Annotated in this window: 19 protein-coding genes; 12 read left to right on the forward strand and 7 right to left on the reverse strand. The window is 70.7% G+C overall.

Going from position 1 to position 17,111, the window contains the following annotated elements; genetic code table 11:
- On the forward strand, nt 1–820 hold an 820-nt coding region (locus tag AB0F10_RS13620), incomplete at its 5' end, for a hypothetical protein (RefSeq protein ID WP_360623471.1).
- Nucleotides 821–1,005: 185 nt separating this feature from the next.
- On the opposite strand, the gene AB0F10_RS13625 is transcribed toward AB0F10_RS13620, so the two are convergent.
- Entirely contained in the window at nt 1,006–2,574 is a 1,569-nt protein-coding gene (locus AB0F10_RS13625; RefSeq protein ID WP_360623473.1) for a cholesterol oxidase substrate-binding domain-containing protein, read from the reverse strand.
- A 654-nt stretch (nt 2,575–3,228) separates the two neighbouring features.
- Between AB0F10_RS13625 and AB0F10_RS13630 the strand changes: the two genes are divergently transcribed.
- From AB0F10_RS13630 to AB0F10_RS13655, 6 genes are all read left to right on the forward strand, one after another.
- Nucleotides 3,229–3,456, forward strand: coding sequence for a hypothetical protein (locus tag AB0F10_RS13630; protein ID WP_360623475.1), 228 nt, complete (start codon nt 3,229–3,231; stop codon nt 3,454–3,456).
- Between the two features lie 32 nt (nt 3,457–3,488).
- Nucleotides 3,489–3,752: a hypothetical protein gene (locus AB0F10_RS13635; protein WP_360623477.1), complete on the forward strand. Its 264-nt coding sequence runs from the start codon at nt 3,489–3,491 to the stop codon at nt 3,750–3,752.
- Nucleotides 3,745–5,538: a thiamine pyrophosphate-requiring protein gene (locus tag AB0F10_RS13640; protein WP_360623479.1), complete on the forward strand. Its 1,794-nt coding sequence runs from the start codon at nt 3,745–3,747 to the stop codon at nt 5,536–5,538. The genes AB0F10_RS13635 and AB0F10_RS13640 overlap by 8 nt, the downstream gene beginning before the upstream one ends.
- 144 nt (nt 5,539–5,682) lie before the next feature.
- Nucleotides 5,683–6,222, forward strand: a complete 540-nt coding sequence (locus tag AB0F10_RS13645) for an HPP family protein (RefSeq protein ID WP_360623481.1) — start codon at nt 5,683–5,685, stop codon at nt 6,220–6,222.
- Nucleotides 6,215–8,518 (forward strand): molybdopterin oxidoreductase family protein, encoded by a 2,304-nt coding sequence (locus tag AB0F10_RS13650; RefSeq protein ID WP_360623483.1) that lies wholly within the window; start codon nt 6,215–6,217, stop codon nt 8,516–8,518. The genes AB0F10_RS13645 and AB0F10_RS13650 overlap by 8 nt, the downstream gene beginning before the upstream one ends.
- Nucleotides 8,519–8,520: 2 nt before the next feature.
- Nucleotides 8,521–8,979, forward strand: coding sequence for a hypothetical protein (locus AB0F10_RS13655; protein ID WP_360623485.1), 459 nt, complete (start codon nt 8,521–8,523; stop codon nt 8,977–8,979).
- A gap of 104 nt (nt 8,980–9,083) precedes the next feature.
- Here AB0F10_RS13655 and AB0F10_RS13660 read toward each other — a convergent pair whose 3' ends face one another.
- Together AB0F10_RS13660 and AB0F10_RS13665 are read right to left on the reverse strand one after the other, a co-directional pair.
- A complete protein-coding gene (locus AB0F10_RS13660; RefSeq protein ID WP_360623487.1) occupies nt 9,084–10,286 on the reverse strand; it encodes a zinc-dependent alcohol dehydrogenase in 1,203 nt (400 codons plus the stop codon).
- Between the two features lie 275 nt (nt 10,287–10,561).
- Entirely contained in the window at nt 10,562–11,971 is a 1,410-nt protein-coding gene (locus AB0F10_RS13665) for an NADP-dependent succinic semialdehyde dehydrogenase (RefSeq protein WP_360623489.1), read from the reverse strand.
- Between the two features lie 101 nt (nt 11,972–12,072).
- On the opposite strand from AB0F10_RS13665, the gene AB0F10_RS13670 reads away from it, so the two are divergent.
- From AB0F10_RS13670 to AB0F10_RS13685, 4 genes are all read left to right on the forward strand, one after another.
- Complete coding sequence (locus tag AB0F10_RS13670; protein WP_360623491.1) at nt 12,073–12,288, forward strand: hypothetical protein; 216 nt, start codon at nt 12,073–12,075, stop codon at nt 12,286–12,288.
- Between the two features lie 133 nt (nt 12,289–12,421).
- Nucleotides 12,422–13,672, forward strand: a complete 1,251-nt coding sequence (locus AB0F10_RS13675) for a PP2C family protein-serine/threonine phosphatase (RefSeq protein WP_360623493.1) — start codon at nt 12,422–12,424, stop codon at nt 13,670–13,672.
- The gene (locus AB0F10_RS13680) at nt 13,669–14,019 is read left to right on the forward strand and encodes an STAS domain-containing protein (protein WP_360623495.1); all 351 of its coding nucleotides are present in this window, start codon (nt 13,669–13,671) and stop codon (nt 14,017–14,019) included. Before AB0F10_RS13675 ends, AB0F10_RS13680 begins: the two co-directional genes overlap by 4 nt.
- Nucleotides 14,020–14,347: 328 nt before the next feature.
- Nucleotides 14,348–14,749, forward strand: coding sequence for a hypothetical protein (locus AB0F10_RS13685; RefSeq protein ID WP_360623497.1), 402 nt, complete (start codon nt 14,348–14,350; stop codon nt 14,747–14,749).
- Between the two features lie 140 nt (nt 14,750–14,889).
- Here the strand turns inward: AB0F10_RS13685 and AB0F10_RS13690 are convergent, their stop codons facing one another.
- From AB0F10_RS13690 to AB0F10_RS13705, 4 genes are all read right to left on the reverse strand, one after another.
- Complete coding sequence (locus AB0F10_RS13690; RefSeq protein ID WP_360623499.1) at nt 14,890–15,573, reverse strand: HAD family hydrolase; 684 nt, start codon at nt 15,571–15,573, stop codon at nt 14,890–14,892.
- Nucleotides 15,574–15,699: 126 nt separating this feature from the next.
- The gene (locus tag AB0F10_RS13695) at nt 15,700–16,095 is read right to left on the reverse strand and encodes an MFS transporter (RefSeq protein ID WP_360623501.1); all 396 of its coding nucleotides are present in this window, start codon (nt 16,093–16,095) and stop codon (nt 15,700–15,702) included.
- Between the two features lie 145 nt (nt 16,096–16,240).
- A complete protein-coding gene (locus AB0F10_RS13700; RefSeq protein WP_360623503.1) occupies nt 16,241–16,363 on the reverse strand; it encodes a hypothetical protein in 123 nt (40 codons plus the stop codon).
- 107 nt (nt 16,364–16,470) lie between these two features.
- On the reverse strand, nt 16,471–16,674 hold the full coding sequence (locus tag AB0F10_RS13705; RefSeq protein ID WP_360623505.1) for a hypothetical protein: 204 nt from the start codon (nt 16,672–16,674) through the stop codon (nt 16,471–16,473).
- A 156-nt stretch (nt 16,675–16,830) separates the two neighbouring features.
- On the opposite strand from AB0F10_RS13705, the gene AB0F10_RS13710 reads away from it, so the two are divergent.
- The gene (locus tag AB0F10_RS13710) at nt 16,831–17,094 is read left to right on the forward strand and encodes a hypothetical protein (RefSeq protein WP_360623507.1); all 264 of its coding nucleotides are present in this window, start codon (nt 16,831–16,833) and stop codon (nt 17,092–17,094) included.
- Nucleotides 17,095–17,111 lie beyond the last annotated feature (17 nt).

Consider the following 17,111-nt stretch of genomic DNA (forward strand, 5'->3'; position numbering starts at 1 on the left):
GGAGGTGCTCGACGCGGTGGAGTCGGCCACCGGGATCCGCCTGGGCATGCTGTCCGGGGTGGAGGAGGCGAAGTTGACGTTCCTGGCGGCGCGGCGGTGGTTGGGGTGGCGGGCCGGGCCGATGTTGATGCTCGACATCGGTGGCGGCACCGCAGAGGTGGCGTTCGGTCCGGACCGGCTGCCGGAATCGGCGTTGTCGCTGCCGCTGGGTGCCGGCCGGTTGACCCGGCAGTTTCTGCGTGAGGGTGATCCGCCGCCGGCCGCCGCGGTGCGCCGTTTGCGGGGGCATGTCCGCAGGCAGGTCCGTGAGCTCGTCGCGCAGGCCTCGTGGGAGCCGAGGCGGACGGCGGTGGCCGCGTCGGCGACGTTGCGGCAGTTGGCGAGGCTGACCGGGGCGGCGCCGCTGCGGCGTGGTCCGTTCGTCGACAGGCGGCTGCGGCGGCGGTCGTTGCGGCCGTGGATCGACCGGCTCGCCGCGATGCCGACCGCCCGGCGTGCCGAGCTGCCGGGGGTCTCGGGGCACCGGGCCCGTCAGCTCCTCGCGGGAGCGATCGTCGGCTACGAGCTGATGCGCGATCTCGACATCGCCGTGGTGCGGGTCTGCCCGTGGGGCCTGCGCGAAGGCATCCTGCTGCGCCGGCTTGAAATCTGCCAGCCCGAGCTCGGCCACGCCGGCTGGGTTTCGTGCGGCTCGCCCGGGGGTCGCCGCGACGACGTTCGTTTCACGCTGGTGCTGCGGTACGCGATAGCCACGTTGCTGGCCCGGGCGCTGCAGCGAGGCGCCCCGGGCGAACGGGGCCGTGATGCTGGTGTGCCGTGACGGATTCATCGCCTCGGCTGCGGACCACCCGCCGACACGCAGGTTCAGGCAGCGGTGAACGCAAGGTGCGGAAAGTCAACGGGGGAGCTCGATGCCGGCTCGGACCAGCGCGCAAGGGCACGCTGCTGCCGATATTTCGGCCGACCTGACGCAAGCTTGGCGAGCCGGCTCCAAAAGGCGACGGGTCAAGAGCGCAGGAGCCGGTCGAGGAACGGATTGCTGAACACCCGGGCCGGGTCCAGCCGGTGGAGCGTCGAAACGGCAGCGTCCCAACCCGAGCCGAAAGAGGACGGCACGGCGCGCCCGAGCACGTCCGGATCGGCCCAAGCCGCCTGCTCGGTGTAGGCCCAGCCCTTCGACCACTCCACTCGCGTGCTCGGGTGGGCAGCGAGGAGATACCGCTCCAACTCCCGGTAGAAGCGGTTCGCGTCGGCCGTGCCGGGCAGCGTCAGCACATCGAACCACACCGCCACCTGCCCCGCCGGGCGGTCGGCGTCCGGCCGCAGCGCCGACAGTGAAGGTGCCTGCGCGCCGGGCACGGCCACGTCGGCCGGGTCGTCGACGCCGGTCACCCGGATCTCCACCGCCCCGTTGACCGGGAACCTCCCGCCGGCCGCGTAGGCCAGCAGCCGTGCGGTATAGAACTCGGTGAACGCATGGACGACCGCCTGAACGCCGGAGCGCGCGACCCGCACCGCGTAGCCGTTGGCGTGGACGTGCAGGGTCGTCGGCCGCACGTACAGCTGAAGGTTCTTGGCCGCGCCCCACAGATCGGCGGAGGCGGTGGCGAGGAGCCCGGCCGCGGTGGCCGCGTACTGCGCCTGGCCCAGGACCGGGGCCAACTCGTACTGCCCGGCCAGGATGCGCCCGGCCAGGTCGGCCACCGGCGATGGAACATTGTCACTGAACGGATAGTTGTAGGGCCCGGTGACCGGGCGCGATGTCGACGGCCGCTGCGGGCTGACGCTCCAGATCTTCAGCCACGGGCGGACGGTGAACGGGAACCAGATGGCTTCCACGCGTCCGGTCGCCGCGATGAAGCTCTCCAGGGTGCGCCCGCCGGCGCCGGGCGCCGCGAAGAGCTCCGCCGCCGGAATGTCGACCCTGCTCACGCAACGTAGCCGCGCGAGCGGCCCGGCGAGCAGTGTGATCTCGGTGAGGAACGCCCTTCCGAGGTTGGTCAGCAGCGCAGCACAGTCCGGGTCGGTCCGCTCAAAGGACCGCGTGACGTAGGCGCCGATGTCCGGGTCCCACACCACCGCGGTGAGTCGCAGGATCAGGTTGCTCAGCGACCCGTAGGTAGTGCCCGGCGGCCGGACCTCCCCGTCGGCCGGCACGGCGCTACCGTGGGCGTCCACCGCCAGGGCGCCGCCGACCGACAAGTCGCCGGGCGCTGGGGTGGCGGTCAGCCCGTAGCCGGCCGACTCCAGGAAGCCGAGCAGCGCCTCCATACCGGCGCCCGGCTCGACGCGTACGGTCGCGGAGCCAGGCTCGGCTCCCGGATTGCCGAGCGACATCGCGTTGAGGTGGTGGGTGTCGACGAGCACGACGCGGCTCGCGCAATCGGTGCCGGCGGTCAGGGTCAGCGGTGCCCAACCGTGCCGGAAGCCCTGCGCGCGCAGCGCGAACCCGTGCCGATGCGCCCAGTTGGTCAACGTCACCACGTCCTGCGCGTTGCGGGCGACGGCGGTCCAGACGTCATCGGCGCGCAGCTCGCCCGCCCAGTTGCGGTAGCTCTGCCGGTAGTGCTCCACGCCCGCAGGGAAGTCCGGCGGGACCGGACAGGCCTCGTCGGCCGAAGCCGCCACCGCGCGGGGAACCGGAATCCATACCAGACTCAGAGCGCCGGCAGATGCGGCGAGCATCCGGCGTCGGGGCAACGGCTGCGCCATCCGGCCATTGTGGCAGTTACTGCACCTTGGCGCCCCCAGAACGAGAAGGTGGGTCAGTCCCTTGTGGTGGTCGCGTCGACGCAGCGAGCAAGAAGGTCGCGCAGCACCCGCTGTTCGTTCGTGGCCGGCGCGTCCTTGATCCGGTGCTCGATGCGCGGGCCAGAGCCGCGCTCGAGAGTCCCGGCTGCTCGGCGAGGGCGGGCGTCCGCCCCACGGCAGGTCACCGTGGACGAGGGCGCCTACGTGGTCTGAGGCGGGGAGCCCGGCGGGAACCTCGTCGAGGCGCTCGTCACCGTGCCGGCGACCGGCCTGAGGGAGATCCACGTACCGCTGGCCGCCACCAGGCCGGTGGGGACGGCCCCCCGCGATCGCGCCGTACGCTGACGATCAGCATCGTGGCGCCCGCGGGCGGATGGGAAGCTTTCAGAGCCAGCAGGACCAGATCGTTTCTCCCCCGTCGTAGCGGGTAGGCGGTGACGGTAGGACGCCGACAACCATCCCGACGGGAGCAACGCCATGGCCGAATCGCACTCGCCTGCCGATGACATCGTCTACGACCTGGTGAGCATCCAGTACCACGCACTCAAGGGAGCCACGGTGTACGCGAAGTACGCCGCCGACGCCGAGGGCCACGACGACGTGCTGGACTTCATCGAGCAGGTCCACCAGGAAGACGCGCGACGCGCCGAACGCGCGCACGAGCTTCTCGGCAAGCTCACCGCTCAACGCGGCGGCATCGGCTGATCATCCGAACCTCTTCGATGCAGGAGGACGACATGACCACGCCCACCATGCCGATGCTCGAGACCTACCCACAGACGACCAACCTCGAGCGTACGAAGCTCGCCGCCGTCATCGACGCGCTCGTCGCGTGCAGCGAGGCCTGTACCGCGTGCGCACAGTGGGCCGTCGCCAAGGCCGGAACCGTCGACCCAGCCCAGCTACTCACCATGCAGGAGCCGATCACCGACATCCTCGGCGCCTACCGCCAATTCCAGGACCGCGAACCCGGCTGGCTGAAGGTGGCGCCGCATGTCTGACCGCACCGCCGCCGACATCCTCGTCGAGCGGCTCACCGCATGGGGCGTCGACCGGGTTTTCGGCTACGCCGGTGACGGCATCGACGGCGTGCTCGGCGCGCTGCGCCGCGCTGGGACGCCGACGTTCGTGCAGGCCCGCCACGAGGAGACCGCGGCGTTCATGGCCGTCGGGCACGCCAAGTACACCGGCGGCGTCGGCGTGTGCCTGTCCACCCAGGGGCCCGGCGCGGTGCACCTGCTCAACGGCCTGTACGACGCGAAGCTCGACTCGAAGCCCGTCGTCGCGATTGTCGGCCAGCAGCTCTCCACCGTGCTCGGCAGCGCCTACCAACAGGAGATCGACCTGGTACGCCTGTTCAGCGACGTGTGCGCGCAGTTCGTCCAGGCCGCACACACCCCCGAGCAGGTGCCGATGCTCGTCGACAAGGCGTTCCGGACAGCCCTCGCCACCCGCAGCCCCACCTGCGTCGTCCTGCCGCACGATGTGCAGACCGCACCGGCTCCGGACCCGGCCGCACGTCAGCACGGCACCCTGGTGACCAGCCCGGGTCTGCGCCCGGCCCGGGTCCTGCCGCACGACGACGACGTCCGCGCCGCGGCCGACGTGCTCGCCGCAGGCGAACGCGTGGCCTTCCTGGTCGGCCAGGGCGCGTACGGCGCCGCCGACGAGATCATCGCGCTGGCCGACCGGCTCGGCGCCGGCATCACCACGTCGCTGCTCGGCAAGCCGGTCCTCGACGAGGGCCTGCCGTTCCACACCGGCGTGATGGGCCACCTGGGCACCACGGCGAGCACCGAGCTGATGCGCGGCTGCGACACCCTGCTGCTCGTCGGCACCAACGACCCGTGGACGGAGTTCTATCCCCGTCCCGGCCAGGCGCGAGCCGTGCAGATCGACATCGACGGCCGCCGGCTCGGCGTGCGCTACCCGGTGGAGGTGCCGCTGGTCGGCGACGCCACCGAGACGCTGCGAGCGCTGCTGGCCGTGGTGAAGCCCCGGGACAACGCGGCGTGGCGGACGCGGGTCGAGACCTGGGTACGCCGGTGGCACGAGATCGCCGCCGCGCGCGCGGCCGCGCCGGCCGAGCCGCTGAACCCGCAACACGTCATCCGGTCACTGAGCGAACGGCTGCCGGCCGACGCCCAGGTCTCCCTCGACGTCGGCTCGGTCGTCTACTGGTACGCCCGGCACCTGCGGCTGCCGCCCGGTGTGCCGGCACACCTGTCCAGCACACTCGCCTCCATGGGCTCCGCGCTGCCATACGGCCTCGCCGCCAAGCTGGCAAGCCCGGACCGGCCGGTGGTGGCCCTCGCCGGGGACGGGGCGATGCAGATGAACGGCCTGGCCGAGCTGATCACAGTCGCGGCCCGGTGGCGAGACTGGGCCGACCCGCGCTTCGTGGTGTGCGTCCTGAACAACCGGGATCTGGCCGAGGTCAGCTGGGAACAGCGCGAAATGGAGGGCGAGCCGCGCTTCGACACCTCTCAGCAGCTTCCCGACGTCCCGTACGCCCGCTGGGCCGAGCTGCTCGGCCTGCGCGGCATCAGAGTGTCCACACCCGGCGAGGCGGAGCAGGCGTGGGACGCGGCACTGTCCGCCGACCGCCCGGTCGTCATCGACGCGGTGGTCGACGCGGCCATTCCCCTGCTGCCACCGGGACAGCCCTACGAAAAAGTCGAGCCGATGTACACGGGACTGGCCGCGGAAGACACCGCCCTGGCCCGCCGCGCCGTCACCCACCTACGCCGTGAGCGGGCGGATGAGGGATACGACGACCACCGGTAGGCCATGCGTTTCGCGCCCGTTCCGCCGCTCACGGCGGAGCAACGATTGGCGATCATCGAAGACGGCAGCGTCGCGGCGGGACGGACGGGTGAGCGGAGGAGTAGCCGGGCCACGACCGGGGTAGGAGGGACTGAAGATCGTGAGGTGAGTGCCGTGGCGGATGCGCGACGATCAGCGCGGGTGTTCGTGGGGAGCGCCGTCGCCATGGTGACGGCCGGGCTCGTCGCGCTGATGGCTCATCAGCCGTGGCTGTTTCCCAGTCTGGGGCCGGCGATCATGTTGCACCTGGAGAAGCCCGGAGCGCCGGAGTCGTCACCGCGTAACACCTTCATCGGCCACGCCGTGGCGCTGCTTGCCGGTTACGGCATGCTCGCTGTCTGTGGGCTGACCGCGCACCCGTCGGTGCTCGACGAGGGCGTGAGCCCGGTGCGGATCGTGGCGGCGGCCGGCTCCCTCGCGGTGACCGCCGTGGTGCTGCTCCTGCTGATCGCATCGCATCCGCCGGCCGGTGCGACGACACTGATCGTGAGCCTCGGGCTGCTGCACACACCTGAGCAACTGCTCGTTGCCGCGTGCGCGGTGGTGCTGGTGACAGCGGTGGACTGGGTCTTCAACCGGGCGACCGGTCAGCCGATGCCGGTCTGGGCAGCGCGAACGGAACGGGAAGGGACACGCCATGGGTGACCGGATCGCTGATCCGTGGGGAGAGCGGACGCCGTACGGGCCGGGGGAGAACTGGCCCGTGCGCGTCGACATGCAGTTGGCCGACGGCATCGGGGAGGCGGACGTGGACCGCTGGGTGCAGTCCGCGTCGATCCTGCACTCGAACGGCGACGCCATGGACATCGCCGTCCGCGACGGTCGCATCGCCGGCGTGCGGGGCCGCCCGGACGACCGAGTCAACCACGGCAGGCTCGATCCCAAGGATCTGTACGGCTGGCAGGCCAACAACAGCGCCGACCGGCTGACCCGGCCGTTGGTGCGTCAGGGCGCCCGGCTGGTGGAGGCCGACTGGGACACCGCGATGGACCGGATCGTGAACCGCTCCCGCGACCTGCTGCGGGGCCCCGGCGGGTGGGGACACCTCGGCTTCTATACCAGCGGTCAACTGTTCCTGGAGGAGTACTACACGCTGGGCGTGCTGGGCAAGGCCGGCATCGGCACCCCGCACATGGACGGCAACACTCGCTTGTGCACGGCGACCGCGGCGGCGGCGTTGAAAGCCAGCTTCGGCACCGACGGGCAGCCGGGCTCGTACACCGACGTCGACCACTGCGACGCGATCGCACTGTGGGGTCACAACGTGGCCGAGACGCAGACGGTGCTGTGGATGCGGATGCTGGATCGCCGCCGGGGGGCGAACCCGCCGGCGATGCTGGCCGTCGACCCGCGCTCGACGCCGGTGGCCCGTGAGGCCGACGTGCACCTGCCGGTGCGTACGGGCACCAACCAGGCCCTGCTCAACGGCCTGCTGCGTGAGATGATCCGGCGGGGCTGGCACGACGAGCAGTACGTCAACGCGCACACGATCGGTTTCGACGAGCTGTGCCGCGTCGTGGAACCGTACTCCATCGATCGGGTCGCCGAGATCTGCGACCTCAAGCCGGCGGACGTGGAATGCGCGGCCGAGCTGCTCGGCCACGCCGAGCGGCTGCTGTCGACCGTGCTGCAGGGTTTCTACCAGTCCAACCAGGCCACCGCCGCGGCCTGCCAGGTCAACAACCTGCATCTGCTGCGCGGGATGATCGGCCGGCCGGGCGCGGGGATCTACCAGATGAACGGCCAGCCCACCGCGCAGAACACCCGGGAGACCGGCGCGGACGGCGACCTGCCCGGCCTGCGCAACTGGGGCAACCCCGAGCACATCCGGGAGCTCGCCGAGCTGTGGAACGTCGACGAGATGACAATTCCGCACTGGTCACCGCCGACGCATGCGATGCAGATCTGGCGGTACGCCGAGCAGGGCTCGATCAAGCTGCTGTGGATCAGCGCCACGAACCCGGCCGTGTCCCTGCCCGACCTGGCCCGGATCCGCCGCATCCTGGCGAAGCCGGAGCTGTTCGTGGTGGTACAGGACCTGTTCCTGACTGAGACCGCGCAGCTGGCCGACGTGGTGCTGCCGGCCGCGACCTGGGGCGAGAAGACCGGCACCTTCACCAACGTCGACCGCACCGTGCACCTGAGCGAGAAGGCGGTCGACCCGCCCGGCGAGGCCCGCGCCGACCTGGACATCTTCCTCGACTACGCGCGGCGGATGGACTTCCGCAACCGCGACGGCGCACCGCTGATCGACTGGACCACGCCCGAGGAGGCGTACGCGGCATGGCAGCGATGCTCGGCCGGACGGCCGTGCGACTACACCCCGATCAGCTACGAGGGGCTGCGCGCCGGCGGCATCCAGTGGGGCGGCGAGCGGCTGTACACCGACGGCGTGTTCAACACCGATCCGGACTACTGCGAGACATACGGCCAGGATCTGACCACCGGCGCCGAGTTCACCGCCGACCATTACCGGGCCAAGGAGCCGGCCGGGCGCGCGTTTCTGCACGCCGCCGACTTTCAGCCGTCGCCCGAGGTGCCCTCCGACGACTACCCGCTGCTGCTCACCACCGGCCGTACGGTTTACCAGTTTCATACCCGCACCAAGACCGGCCGCGCCCCGGAACTGAACGCGGCGGCTCCCGACGTGTGGGTGGAACTGCACCGCGAGGACGCCGACCGGTACGGCATCACCGACGGCGACCTGGTCGGCATCGCCTCACCACGCGGCGCCATCGAGGCCCGGGCCCGGATCGGCGGCATCCGTCCCGGCGTGGTGTTCGTGCCCTTCCACTACGGCTACTTCGACGTAGAGCCGGCGCGGCGCCGGCCCCGCGCCGCCAACGAGATGACCGTGACGGCCTGGGACCCGGTCTCCAAACAACCGATCTTCAAGGTTGCCGCGGTCCGGATCGCCAAGCTCACCAGATCGGATTGCTGACCATGCACCTCGCCCACTACCTCGGACTCCTGCACCGCGCCCAGCTAACCCTGGCCGACGCATTCCGGCAGGTGGCCGCCGCGCACGGTGACGAGCCCGACATCGACCACCTCTGCCACCAGCAGGCGAAGCGGTGTGACGAACACGCCGCGCGTCTGGAACCGTTCGGGCGGCGTTACGCCGAAGAAGCCCCCGAGGAACCGGAGCGGCTGCATTCCGAACTGTTCCGGGGTACCCGCACCGGCGGCATCGGCCTGCTGCGTGACCTCCAGGATCTCTATCTCATGGCCGCCGAGTGCGACGTGTGCTGGACGGTGGTCGGCCAAGCCGCGCAGGGCGCCCGCGACCGTGCGCTGTTCGAGGTCGTGACCAGGTGCGAGGGCGAGACCGCACTTCAGCTCACCTGGCTGCGTACCCGGATGAAACAGGCCGCCCCGCAGGCCCTGGTCGTAGCCGACTGACAGTCGCGCCGGTGTGCGGTGCCGGTGCGAGCGGACTTGTCGTGTTCGTATCAGTGCGGTCGGGGTAGTCGAGCTCCTTCTCGAGGTCGCGCAGGGTGTCGGGGTCAGGCGGCGGGGTTGAGAGCGACCTTGAGCCAGCCCGGCTCGCGGCGGTCGAACTCGCGGTAGGCGGCCATGACGTCGCTCATCGGCTCCTGCTCGGTGAGCAGCAGCGCCGGGTCGACACTTCCGTCGGCGACCAGCTTCAGCAGATGCGGCATGTAGTGGCGGTGGTTGCAGTTTCCGGTCTTGACGGTGAGGTTCTTGTTCATCACCACACCGATCGGGTAGCTGCTGATCGTCTGCGGGTAGACCCCGATGATCCCGATCGTGCCGGCCTTGGCCACCGCCTGGGCGGCCCACTGCGAGGCCTGGCTGGGGGCGTCACCGGGCACCCACTGACCGTCCTGCTCGTTGGTCTGCGGCGCGGCCTGCTGCCGTTCGGCGTCGAACTGCTGAGCCTGCTCCTGCGGGACGCCGGTGGCCGGGCGCTGGGCGTCCACGCCGACGGCGTCGATGACCCGGTCGACGCCGATGCCGCCGGTCAGGTCCTGGATGGTGGTGACCGGTTCCTCGGCGTCGAAGTTGATGATCTCGGCGTGCTGGGCCTGCGCCATGGCGAGCCGGTCGTCGTTGTGGTCGACGGCGATGACCCGGCCCGCGCCCTGCAGGTACGCCGACAGGATCGCCAGCTGACCGACCGGCCCGGCGCCGAACACCGCGACGGTGTCACCGGTGCGGATCTCGGCCAGCTTCGCGCCGAACCAGGCGGTGGGGAAGATGTCGGAGACCATGATGGCCTGGGCGTCGGTGACGCCGGGCGGCACGGGCACGAGGCTGGTGTTCGCGTACGGGATCCGGGCGTATTCGGCTTGCAGCCCGTCGAAGCCGCCTGCCGCCTTGGGGCCGCCGAAGAAGGCGGTACCGGCGAGCTTGCCGCCGGGGTTGGCGTTGTCGCACTGCGCCTGGTAGCCGGCGCGGCAGTACGAGCAGTACCCGCAGGAGATGGTGGACGGGACGACGACCCGGTCGCCGCGGGAGAAGTTGCGCACCCCGGTGCCGGTGTCGACGATCTCGCCGACCGCCTCGTGACCGATGATCGTGCCCTGCTTCATCCCCGGCATGGTGCCGCGGATGAGATGCAGGTCGGTGCCGCACATGGCGCTGGTGGTGATCTTCACGATCGCGTCGGTCGGGGCTTGGATCTTCGGTTCGGGCACGTCCTCGAGCCGGATGTCACCGACCGCATGCCACACCACTGCCTTCATCGTTGCGCTCCTTGGTTGTCCGAGCCGATCGGGTATGCGCCGCCACCGGCCGATCCGACCCGGTGCTCGCGTTGCTCGCCGGACGTTGCGGGGTCGGCGGCGTCCGTACGGTGTCGCCGTTGGCCTTGCCGGACGGTGTGCCCGGCACCGTCGCATCCCCGGCCGGGACTTCGTCATGTGCTGTCATCGATTCGCGTACCCCCCGACGGGACCGGTACGCCGACAGATCGGCCCTTTTTTGGACTGTGCCTGGTCGACGCGGCTCGGCCGCTGGTTCACTCCGTGGCCGCGTCGACGTCGGCCCCACTGCTGTCGCCCATCCAGACTGATTTGAGGTTGCAGAACTCGCGGATCCCGGCGGCGGACAGCTCACGTCCGTACCCGGAATTCTTGACCCCGCCGAACGGCAGCTGCGGATATGAGGTGACCATCCCGTTGATGAAGACCGCGCCGGCGTCGAGCTCGTCGGCGAGCCGCCGCTGCTGCTGCGGGTCGTCGGTCCAGGCGTTGGCGCCGAGGCCGTAGGAGGTGGCGTTGGCCAGCTCGATGGCCTCGGCGATCGAAGCGGCACGGTAGACGCCGGCGACCGGCCCGAAGACCTCCTCGGAGAACATGCGCATGTCGCGGGTGATGTCGGTTACCACGGTGGGCGGGTACCACCAGCCGTCGCCCTCCGGTGCCTTGCCGCCGCACCGTACGGTGGCGCCCTTGTCGATGGCGTCGGCGACCTGGGCCTGGACGTCCTCGCGGCCCTGCCGGGTAGCGAGCGGTCCCACGTCGGTGGTGTCCATCATCGGGTGGCCGACGGTCAGCGCGGACATGTGGGCGACGAAGGTGTCGACGAACTGGTCGTAGACGTCGGTGTGCACGATGAACCGCTTCGCGGCGATGCAGGACTGACCGTTGTTCTGGCATCGGGAGGTGGTCGCGACCTGGGCCGCCCGGTCGAGGTCGGCGGTCGGCAGGACGACGAACGGGTCGCTGCCGCCCAGCTCCAGCACGGTCTTCTTCAACTCGCGGCCCGCGATCGCGGCGATCGACCGGCCCGCGTTCTCGCTGCCGGTCAGCGTCGCGGCCCGCACCCGGGGATCGGACAGAATCGTCTCGACCGCCTCGGAGCCGACCAGCAGGGTCTGAAACACCCCGGCCGGGAAGCCGGCCCGGGCGAACAGCTCGCCCAGATACAGCGCGGTCTGCGGAACATTCGAGGCGTGCTTGAGCAGGCCGGTGTTGCCGGCCATCAACGCCGGCGCGGCGAACCGCATCGCCTGCCACAGCGGGAAGTTCCACGGCATCACCGCGAGCACCGGGCCGAGCGGCTGATACCGGGCGTACGCCTGGACCGCGCCGACGGAGGACGGCTCGACCGGCTCATCGGCGAGAAACTGCTCGGCGTGCTCGGCGTAGAAGCGACAGGCGTTCGCGCACTTGGTGACCTCGGCCTTGGCCGCCGCGAGAGTCTTGCCCATCTCCTGGGTCATCAAGGCGCCAACATCGTCCTGCTCGGCGTCGAGCAGATCGGCCGCCGCCCGCATCCAGGCGGCGCGCTGCTCGAACGAGGTATCGCGCAGCGCGCGGAAGCCCGTCACCGCCCGGCCGATCGCCGCATCGATCTGCTCGTCGGTCAGCGGCTCGAAACTCTTGATCACCTCACCCGAAACCGGGTTCGTCGTCGCGATCGGCATCGTTGTCTCCTCCTGGCTGCCTTCGACAGCCGCTACCCGCTCGCGCGCCGGCTAATCACCGGTCATACACCGTTTCCCGACCAGAAGGACGGGTACGCGACATGGGCGCGTCGGTGGCCGAGGCGACTGCCACCGGGATCAAGCTCACCGACGGCCGGCTCGTCTCCGTGTTCCTGGCCGAGGGCTGGTCGTCGCAGGGCGGCGACATCACCGACGGCCTGCTGCGCCGCCGCGACGAATGGGTCGCGCACGCCTACCGCACGGGCGCCGATCTCCGGGTTTTCGAGCGCGCCGCCGGCGGCTCCAGCGCGGCATGAACGGCGAACCGGTTGCCGCGCCGCTCTGCTGTACCTGCGCCTTCGACGCTCTCACTCGCGTGCTGGCGGCGCCGCATGTCAATCTGGCACGCTGCACACCGTTCACGCCGTCACCAGGAAGCTGGAGCACCTGATGTCCGACTCCACACCCGACGACCTGGCCAGCCCAGCGCACGATCGGCGAGCGTGGCCCTGGCGCGAAGCCATCGTCGACCTGCTCGCCCGGACCCGGCTGGCGCACCCCGACGAACTCGCCGCAGCGATCAACGCCGCCGTGGCCCCCCTGGGCATCGACATCACCGTGTACCTGATCGACCACGAGCAGCGGCTGCTGCACCCGGTGCCCGAGCCCGGCAAGGACGTCGGCGGCCCGCTACCGGTCGATGCCACCCTGGCCGGACGGGCATTCATGGCCACCGCAGCGCTCACCGCCCCCGCCGGACAAGAGGAGGCACCGCTGTGGATGCCGCTGGTCGACGGCGTCGAGCGCCTCGGCATCCTCAGAATCGACAGTGCGGGCAGCGCCGTGTCCGACAGCGCGGAGTTCGAGTCGCAGTGCGACATGCTGGCTGCCCTGCTCGGGCACCTCGTCGCGATCAAAATGGAATACGGGCCGCACCTGGCCCGGACCCGGCGGACCCGCCGCATGTCGGTCGCCTCCGAACTGCTGTGGCGGCTGTTACCCCCGTTGACGTTCGCCGATCACCGGTTCACCGTCTCCGCGATCCTGGAACCGTGTTACACCGCCGGCGGCGACGGCTACGACTACGCCGTCGACGACGGCACCGCGTTTATGGTGATCTGCGACACCACCGGCCACGGCCTGCGCGCGGGTATCGGCACCGCGGTGGCGCTGTCGGCGATGCGCACCGCCCGTACCGACCGCGAGGGCCTCTACATGACCGCCCGCGCCGTAGACGCCGCGTTCACCGAACAGTTCACCGACGCCCGCTTCGCCACCGCCGTACTCATGGAACTCGACCTGCCCACCGGCCGGCTGCGTTACGTCAACGCCGGGCACCACCCGCCGATCATCCTGCGCGACGGCAAACCCGCCGGCCGCCTCGACGCCGGCCGGCGCCTGCCACTGGGCATCGACGACGCAGAGCTCACCGTCGGCGAGGTGATGCTGCAGCCCGGCGACCGGATCCTGGCCTACACCGACGGCGTCACCGAAGCCCGCGACACCCACGGCGAACTGTTCGGCGAAGAGCGGCTGCTCGACCTGGCCGCCCGGCACACCCTCGCCGGGCAGTCCGCGCCGGAAACCCTGCGCCGGCTCTCCCACGCCGTCCTCGCCCACCTCGACGGCCCCCCGCCTGACGACGCCACCCTGCTGCTGGCCGAATGGTCCACCGACACCGCCGCGGAGCTACTGCCATGACCACCCCCATCACCTTCGACATCAACGACGGCGACGGCGTCACCCTGGTCCGCGTCGGCGAAGGCATCTTCACCGACAACCGCGACCCGCTCCTGACCGCCCTGCTGCACCTCGCCGACACCCCGGGTACGGGCATCGTGGTCGACCTGTCCGACGTGCCGCTGTGCGACTCCGGCGCACTGAACATGCTCGTGCAGGTCCACCAACGCGTCACCGCCACCGGCGGCTCACTACGCCTGATCAACCCCCAGCCGATGGTCGCCAACATCCTGAACGTCACCAACCTCGACCGGCTGATCCCCATCGACACCGACGCGAGTGACGATGCTGAAGGGAACCGTAAATAGCCGCCCTCGCCGATGTCGGCATCCTGACCGCGCACAGCAGGCGATACGTAGCACACGAGGGCCTTCGCCCTGCAAACTCTGCTCGCTCGCCCGGCCTCCGCACCCGTCTAGTTCCGGTTGCGCAAAGAGCAGCCGTTGACCGGAATTCCCGTGTCTCTGCTGGTTGGCGGTTCGGCGGGTGTGGAATACCGTCTTGCCGATGTCACGTCGCCGCCGCGTTCCTCCGCCTCGCCGCCGGCCGCAACGCCCCAATCCGTGGCGGACCCCCGAGCGGCCCGCACGGCCCCGCCGGTGAGCGACGCGGTGCCCTGGCACCCGATTTGTGGGCATGATCGGCGGCGGCGCGTCGATCCTCATTCTGCTCCTGATGGCCTGGGCGACGCTGTTCTTCGCCATAGCACCGGCCGGGACGGGCGTGCTGCGGCGTTCGTTGGTCGGGCTGCTGTTCCTGTTCCTGCTCATGACCGCGTTCGGTGTCGCGCTCGGCGCGGACGGTCCGCGTGGCCGCGGCGTCGGCACGGTGTTCGTCCGGCTGCTCTGGTCCGAACTCACCTCACCTTGGCTGTGGGTGGGCCGGGTCGGCGCGCTCGGCCTGATCGTCGTCGTGGTGACGATGTACCGGACCCTCCTGGCGGAACCCCCGGGTCGGGGCGCGACAACCGGGTCGGCGGGACGTGGGCGGGCTGACGGTCCGGACTCCGCTACGGCGACCGATCCGCCGAGGCTCTGATCGGCGCAGCGCCGTTTCCCGCAGTTTTTGGGATGGAATAGGCGCACGCGTTCGCCGGATTCGGGGTCGTGCCAACGATGGGTGGATGTCGGAGGCGGCCAGGGGCGCGCCCGGCCATGCAGCGGGGCCACGCCACCGGTTCAGCGGTGGTCGAGTCGCGCGATGACGCTGTCGCCAAGCGCCGCGTGCAGGTCGGCCGGGTCCCGGTACGTGGCGACCGCCCCGGCGCCGGTCAGCTCGGCGGCGCTGGTGCCCCCGGAGGTCAGCCCGATGCAGGCGATGTCCAGCTTCGCGGCCGCCCGGACGTCCCACACGGAGTCCCCGACGTACACGCAGCGGTCCGGGTCGACGTCGGACTGTGCCAGGGCCGCCTGCAGGATGTCCGGGGCGGGCTTGCTCTCGTCGGCGTCGGTGGAACTGGTCGCGGCGGTCAGCACGTCGTCGGCGCCGAGGATCCGGCGCAGCACCGCCAGTTCGCGCTGCTTGGCCGATGAGGCGAGCACCACCGCGAGGCCGAGGCCGGCCACGGCCCGCAGCAGCCTCGTGGCTCCGGGCAGCGGGCGCAGGCGTTCCCACCACGTGGCGTACAGGGTGTCGTGGGCGGTGGTCATGTGCTCGTCGCGGCCCGTGTCGCGGTCATCGCCGAGCAGGTGGTCGAGGATCTTGTCGGAGCCCATGCCGATCGCCCGGTGGATCTCCGCCATGGGCACGTCGTGCTCCTGGAGCCGTAACGCCTGCCACCAGCCGACGGTGTGTAGGTACGTGGTGTCGACGAGGGTGCCGTCGACGTCGAACAGCACCCCGGGGCGCGCTTGATCGGCCATGGCTGCTGACATACCCGCTGGGCGGCGGCTCAGTCATCGCGGCACGACGAACCGCTCGAGCCACACCGTGGCGCCGCACACGCCCGGTCGACGGTGTGGCCCGCACGCGATATCGGCGGGGGCGGTTCACCGGGACGGGTGAAATAGCCGGAGACGGCCTCTCGGCACCGCCCGGATCGGTGGCATGCGCTGGGCGAAGGTCAGCACGGTCAGCAGTACGCCCACGGCGACCAGGAAGGACTGAACGGCCAGGAGTAGCCGGCGCCGGTCGAAGGTGTCGGCCAGCGCGCCGGACGGCAGTGCGAGCAGCACGATCGGCAGGGTGCTGGCGGTCTGCACCACCGCGACCAGCGTGTCGGTCCCGGACTGCTCGACGAGCAGCCACTGGGCTCCCACCGTCTGCATCCAGGTGCCGATGTTGCTGGCCAGCAGGGCCAGCCACAGGCTACGGAAGGTGGCGATGCGTAACGGTTCCCACGCTGACGGCGTGGCGACCTGGGCAGTCGATGAGGCGGCGGTCACCGCAGTCGTCTAACCCGGGACGCCTCCGGTCTACCGTCGAGCGCCGCCCCGCAACCGGCGATCCTGCCCGGCATCCGGCATCCGGTGATCGTTCGGCGCGGAAACCTTGCCGCGCCCGAGCCACTGAACGGCCGCCCTGTCCCGATCACCGCAGGAGGAGGTTGAGCAGCACGGTCAACACGATGGACAGCAATACTGACATCACGATCATGCCGAGGCAGCCGGCGGGTCCGCCGAGGAACCTTACTTCCGTGTTGCCGATGCGCATGAGTGTGGGTCTACCCGCTGCGTGCCAAAGATATCCGCGAGGATCACCGCCGCGACCGGACGGCGCGGCTCCGGCCGCTGCTGAAATCTTGCGCTCGGCGCCGAAACCTACCCGTCGGACGGTTCCGGCGTGCCGGGCGGCGCCTGCACCGTCTGCCGGCCGACGTCGTCGACGATCCCGGGAGCCATGCTCCCGCCGTGGGCCTCATGCTCCGGACGCTCCCGCCCGGCGGGAGTGGATCGCTCGCCAGAGCAACCGGGTCCCTCCTCGTTGACGAACTCGGCGTGGTTCTGTGGGTCGACGTCGCTCATCGCCTTGCCATACCCGTAAAGCCGACGTTTACGTCCGCGCAGTGGTGGCGGGGCCGGCCGAGGGCGCGTCGCTCCGCCGGCGACGAGCGGGAATGAGGCGGGTCTGGCCCGCGCGAAGATGCCGGTACGTCTGCCCGCGCTGCGTCGTTCACGCTGTTGACGGACCCGAACTTCGTGTCGGCCGGCAGCCGCGTACACCTCGGGTACGGCGCCTGGACCCGCCGGTTGATCGATCCCGCCATGACACCGGGCGACCTGCCGCCGCTCGACGGCGTGGTGCTGTCGCATCTCACGGCGGCCGCCGTCATACGCGCGGCGATACCCGCCCTCAAGGAGTCACACGGCGGCGAGGCCGGGATCCGCACGTACGTCCCGGCCCGTAGAACACGGCCAGCACGCCGAGCACGAGAAGCCACGTGACGACGTGGAATTCCCGG

It is taken from the genome of Actinoplanes sp. NPDC026623 (assembly GCF_040638275.1).
Lineage (GTDB): Bacteria > Actinomycetota > Actinomycetes > Mycobacteriales > Micromonosporaceae > Actinoplanes.

What these genes read in the sequence shown, in the direction of transcription:
- AB0F10_RS13630 (WP_360623475.1), top strand. Translation starts at nt 3,229, where the DNA reads ATGGCCGAATCGCACTCGCCTGCCGATGACATCGTCTACGACCTGGTG.
- AB0F10_RS13635 (WP_360623477.1), top strand. Translation starts at nt 3,489, where the DNA reads ATGACCACGCCCACCATGCCGATGCTCGAGACCTACCCACAGACGACC.
- AB0F10_RS13640 (WP_360623479.1), top strand. Translation starts at nt 3,745, where the DNA reads ATGTCTGACCGCACCGCCGCCGACATCCTCGTCGAGCGGCTCACCGCA.
- AB0F10_RS13650 (WP_360623483.1), top strand. Translation starts at nt 6,215, where the DNA reads ATGGGTGACCGGATCGCTGATCCGTGGGGAGAGCGGACGCCGTACGGG.
- AB0F10_RS13655 (WP_360623485.1), top strand. Translation starts at nt 8,521, where the DNA reads ATGCACCTCGCCCACTACCTCGGACTCCTGCACCGCGCCCAGCTAACC.
- AB0F10_RS13660 (WP_360623487.1), bottom strand. Translation starts at nt 10,286, where the DNA reads ATGAAGGCAGTGGTGTGGCATGCGGTCGGTGACATCCGGCTCGAGGAC.
- AB0F10_RS13665 (WP_360623489.1), bottom strand. Translation starts at nt 11,971, where the DNA reads ATGCCGATCGCGACGACGAACCCGGTTTCGGGTGAGGTGATCAAGAGT.
- AB0F10_RS13670 (WP_360623491.1), top strand. Translation starts at nt 12,073, where the DNA reads ATGGGCGCGTCGGTGGCCGAGGCGACTGCCACCGGGATCAAGCTCACC.
- AB0F10_RS13675 (WP_360623493.1), top strand. Translation starts at nt 12,422, where the DNA reads ATGTCCGACTCCACACCCGACGACCTGGCCAGCCCAGCGCACGATCGG.
- AB0F10_RS13680 (WP_360623495.1), top strand. Translation starts at nt 13,669, where the DNA reads ATGACCACCCCCATCACCTTCGACATCAACGACGGCGACGGCGTCACC.
- AB0F10_RS13685 (WP_360623497.1), top strand. Translation starts at nt 14,348, where the DNA reads ATGATCGGCGGCGGCGCGTCGATCCTCATTCTGCTCCTGATGGCCTGG.
- AB0F10_RS13690 (WP_360623499.1), bottom strand. Translation starts at nt 15,573, where the DNA reads ATGGCCGATCAAGCGCGCCCCGGGGTGCTGTTCGACGTCGACGGCACC.
- AB0F10_RS13700 (WP_360623503.1), bottom strand. Translation starts at nt 16,363, where the DNA reads ATGCGCATCGGCAACACGGAAGTAAGGTTCCTCGGCGGACCCGCCGGC.
- AB0F10_RS13705 (WP_360623505.1), bottom strand. Translation starts at nt 16,674, where the DNA reads ATGAGCGACGTCGACCCACAGAACCACGCCGAGTTCGTCAACGAGGAG.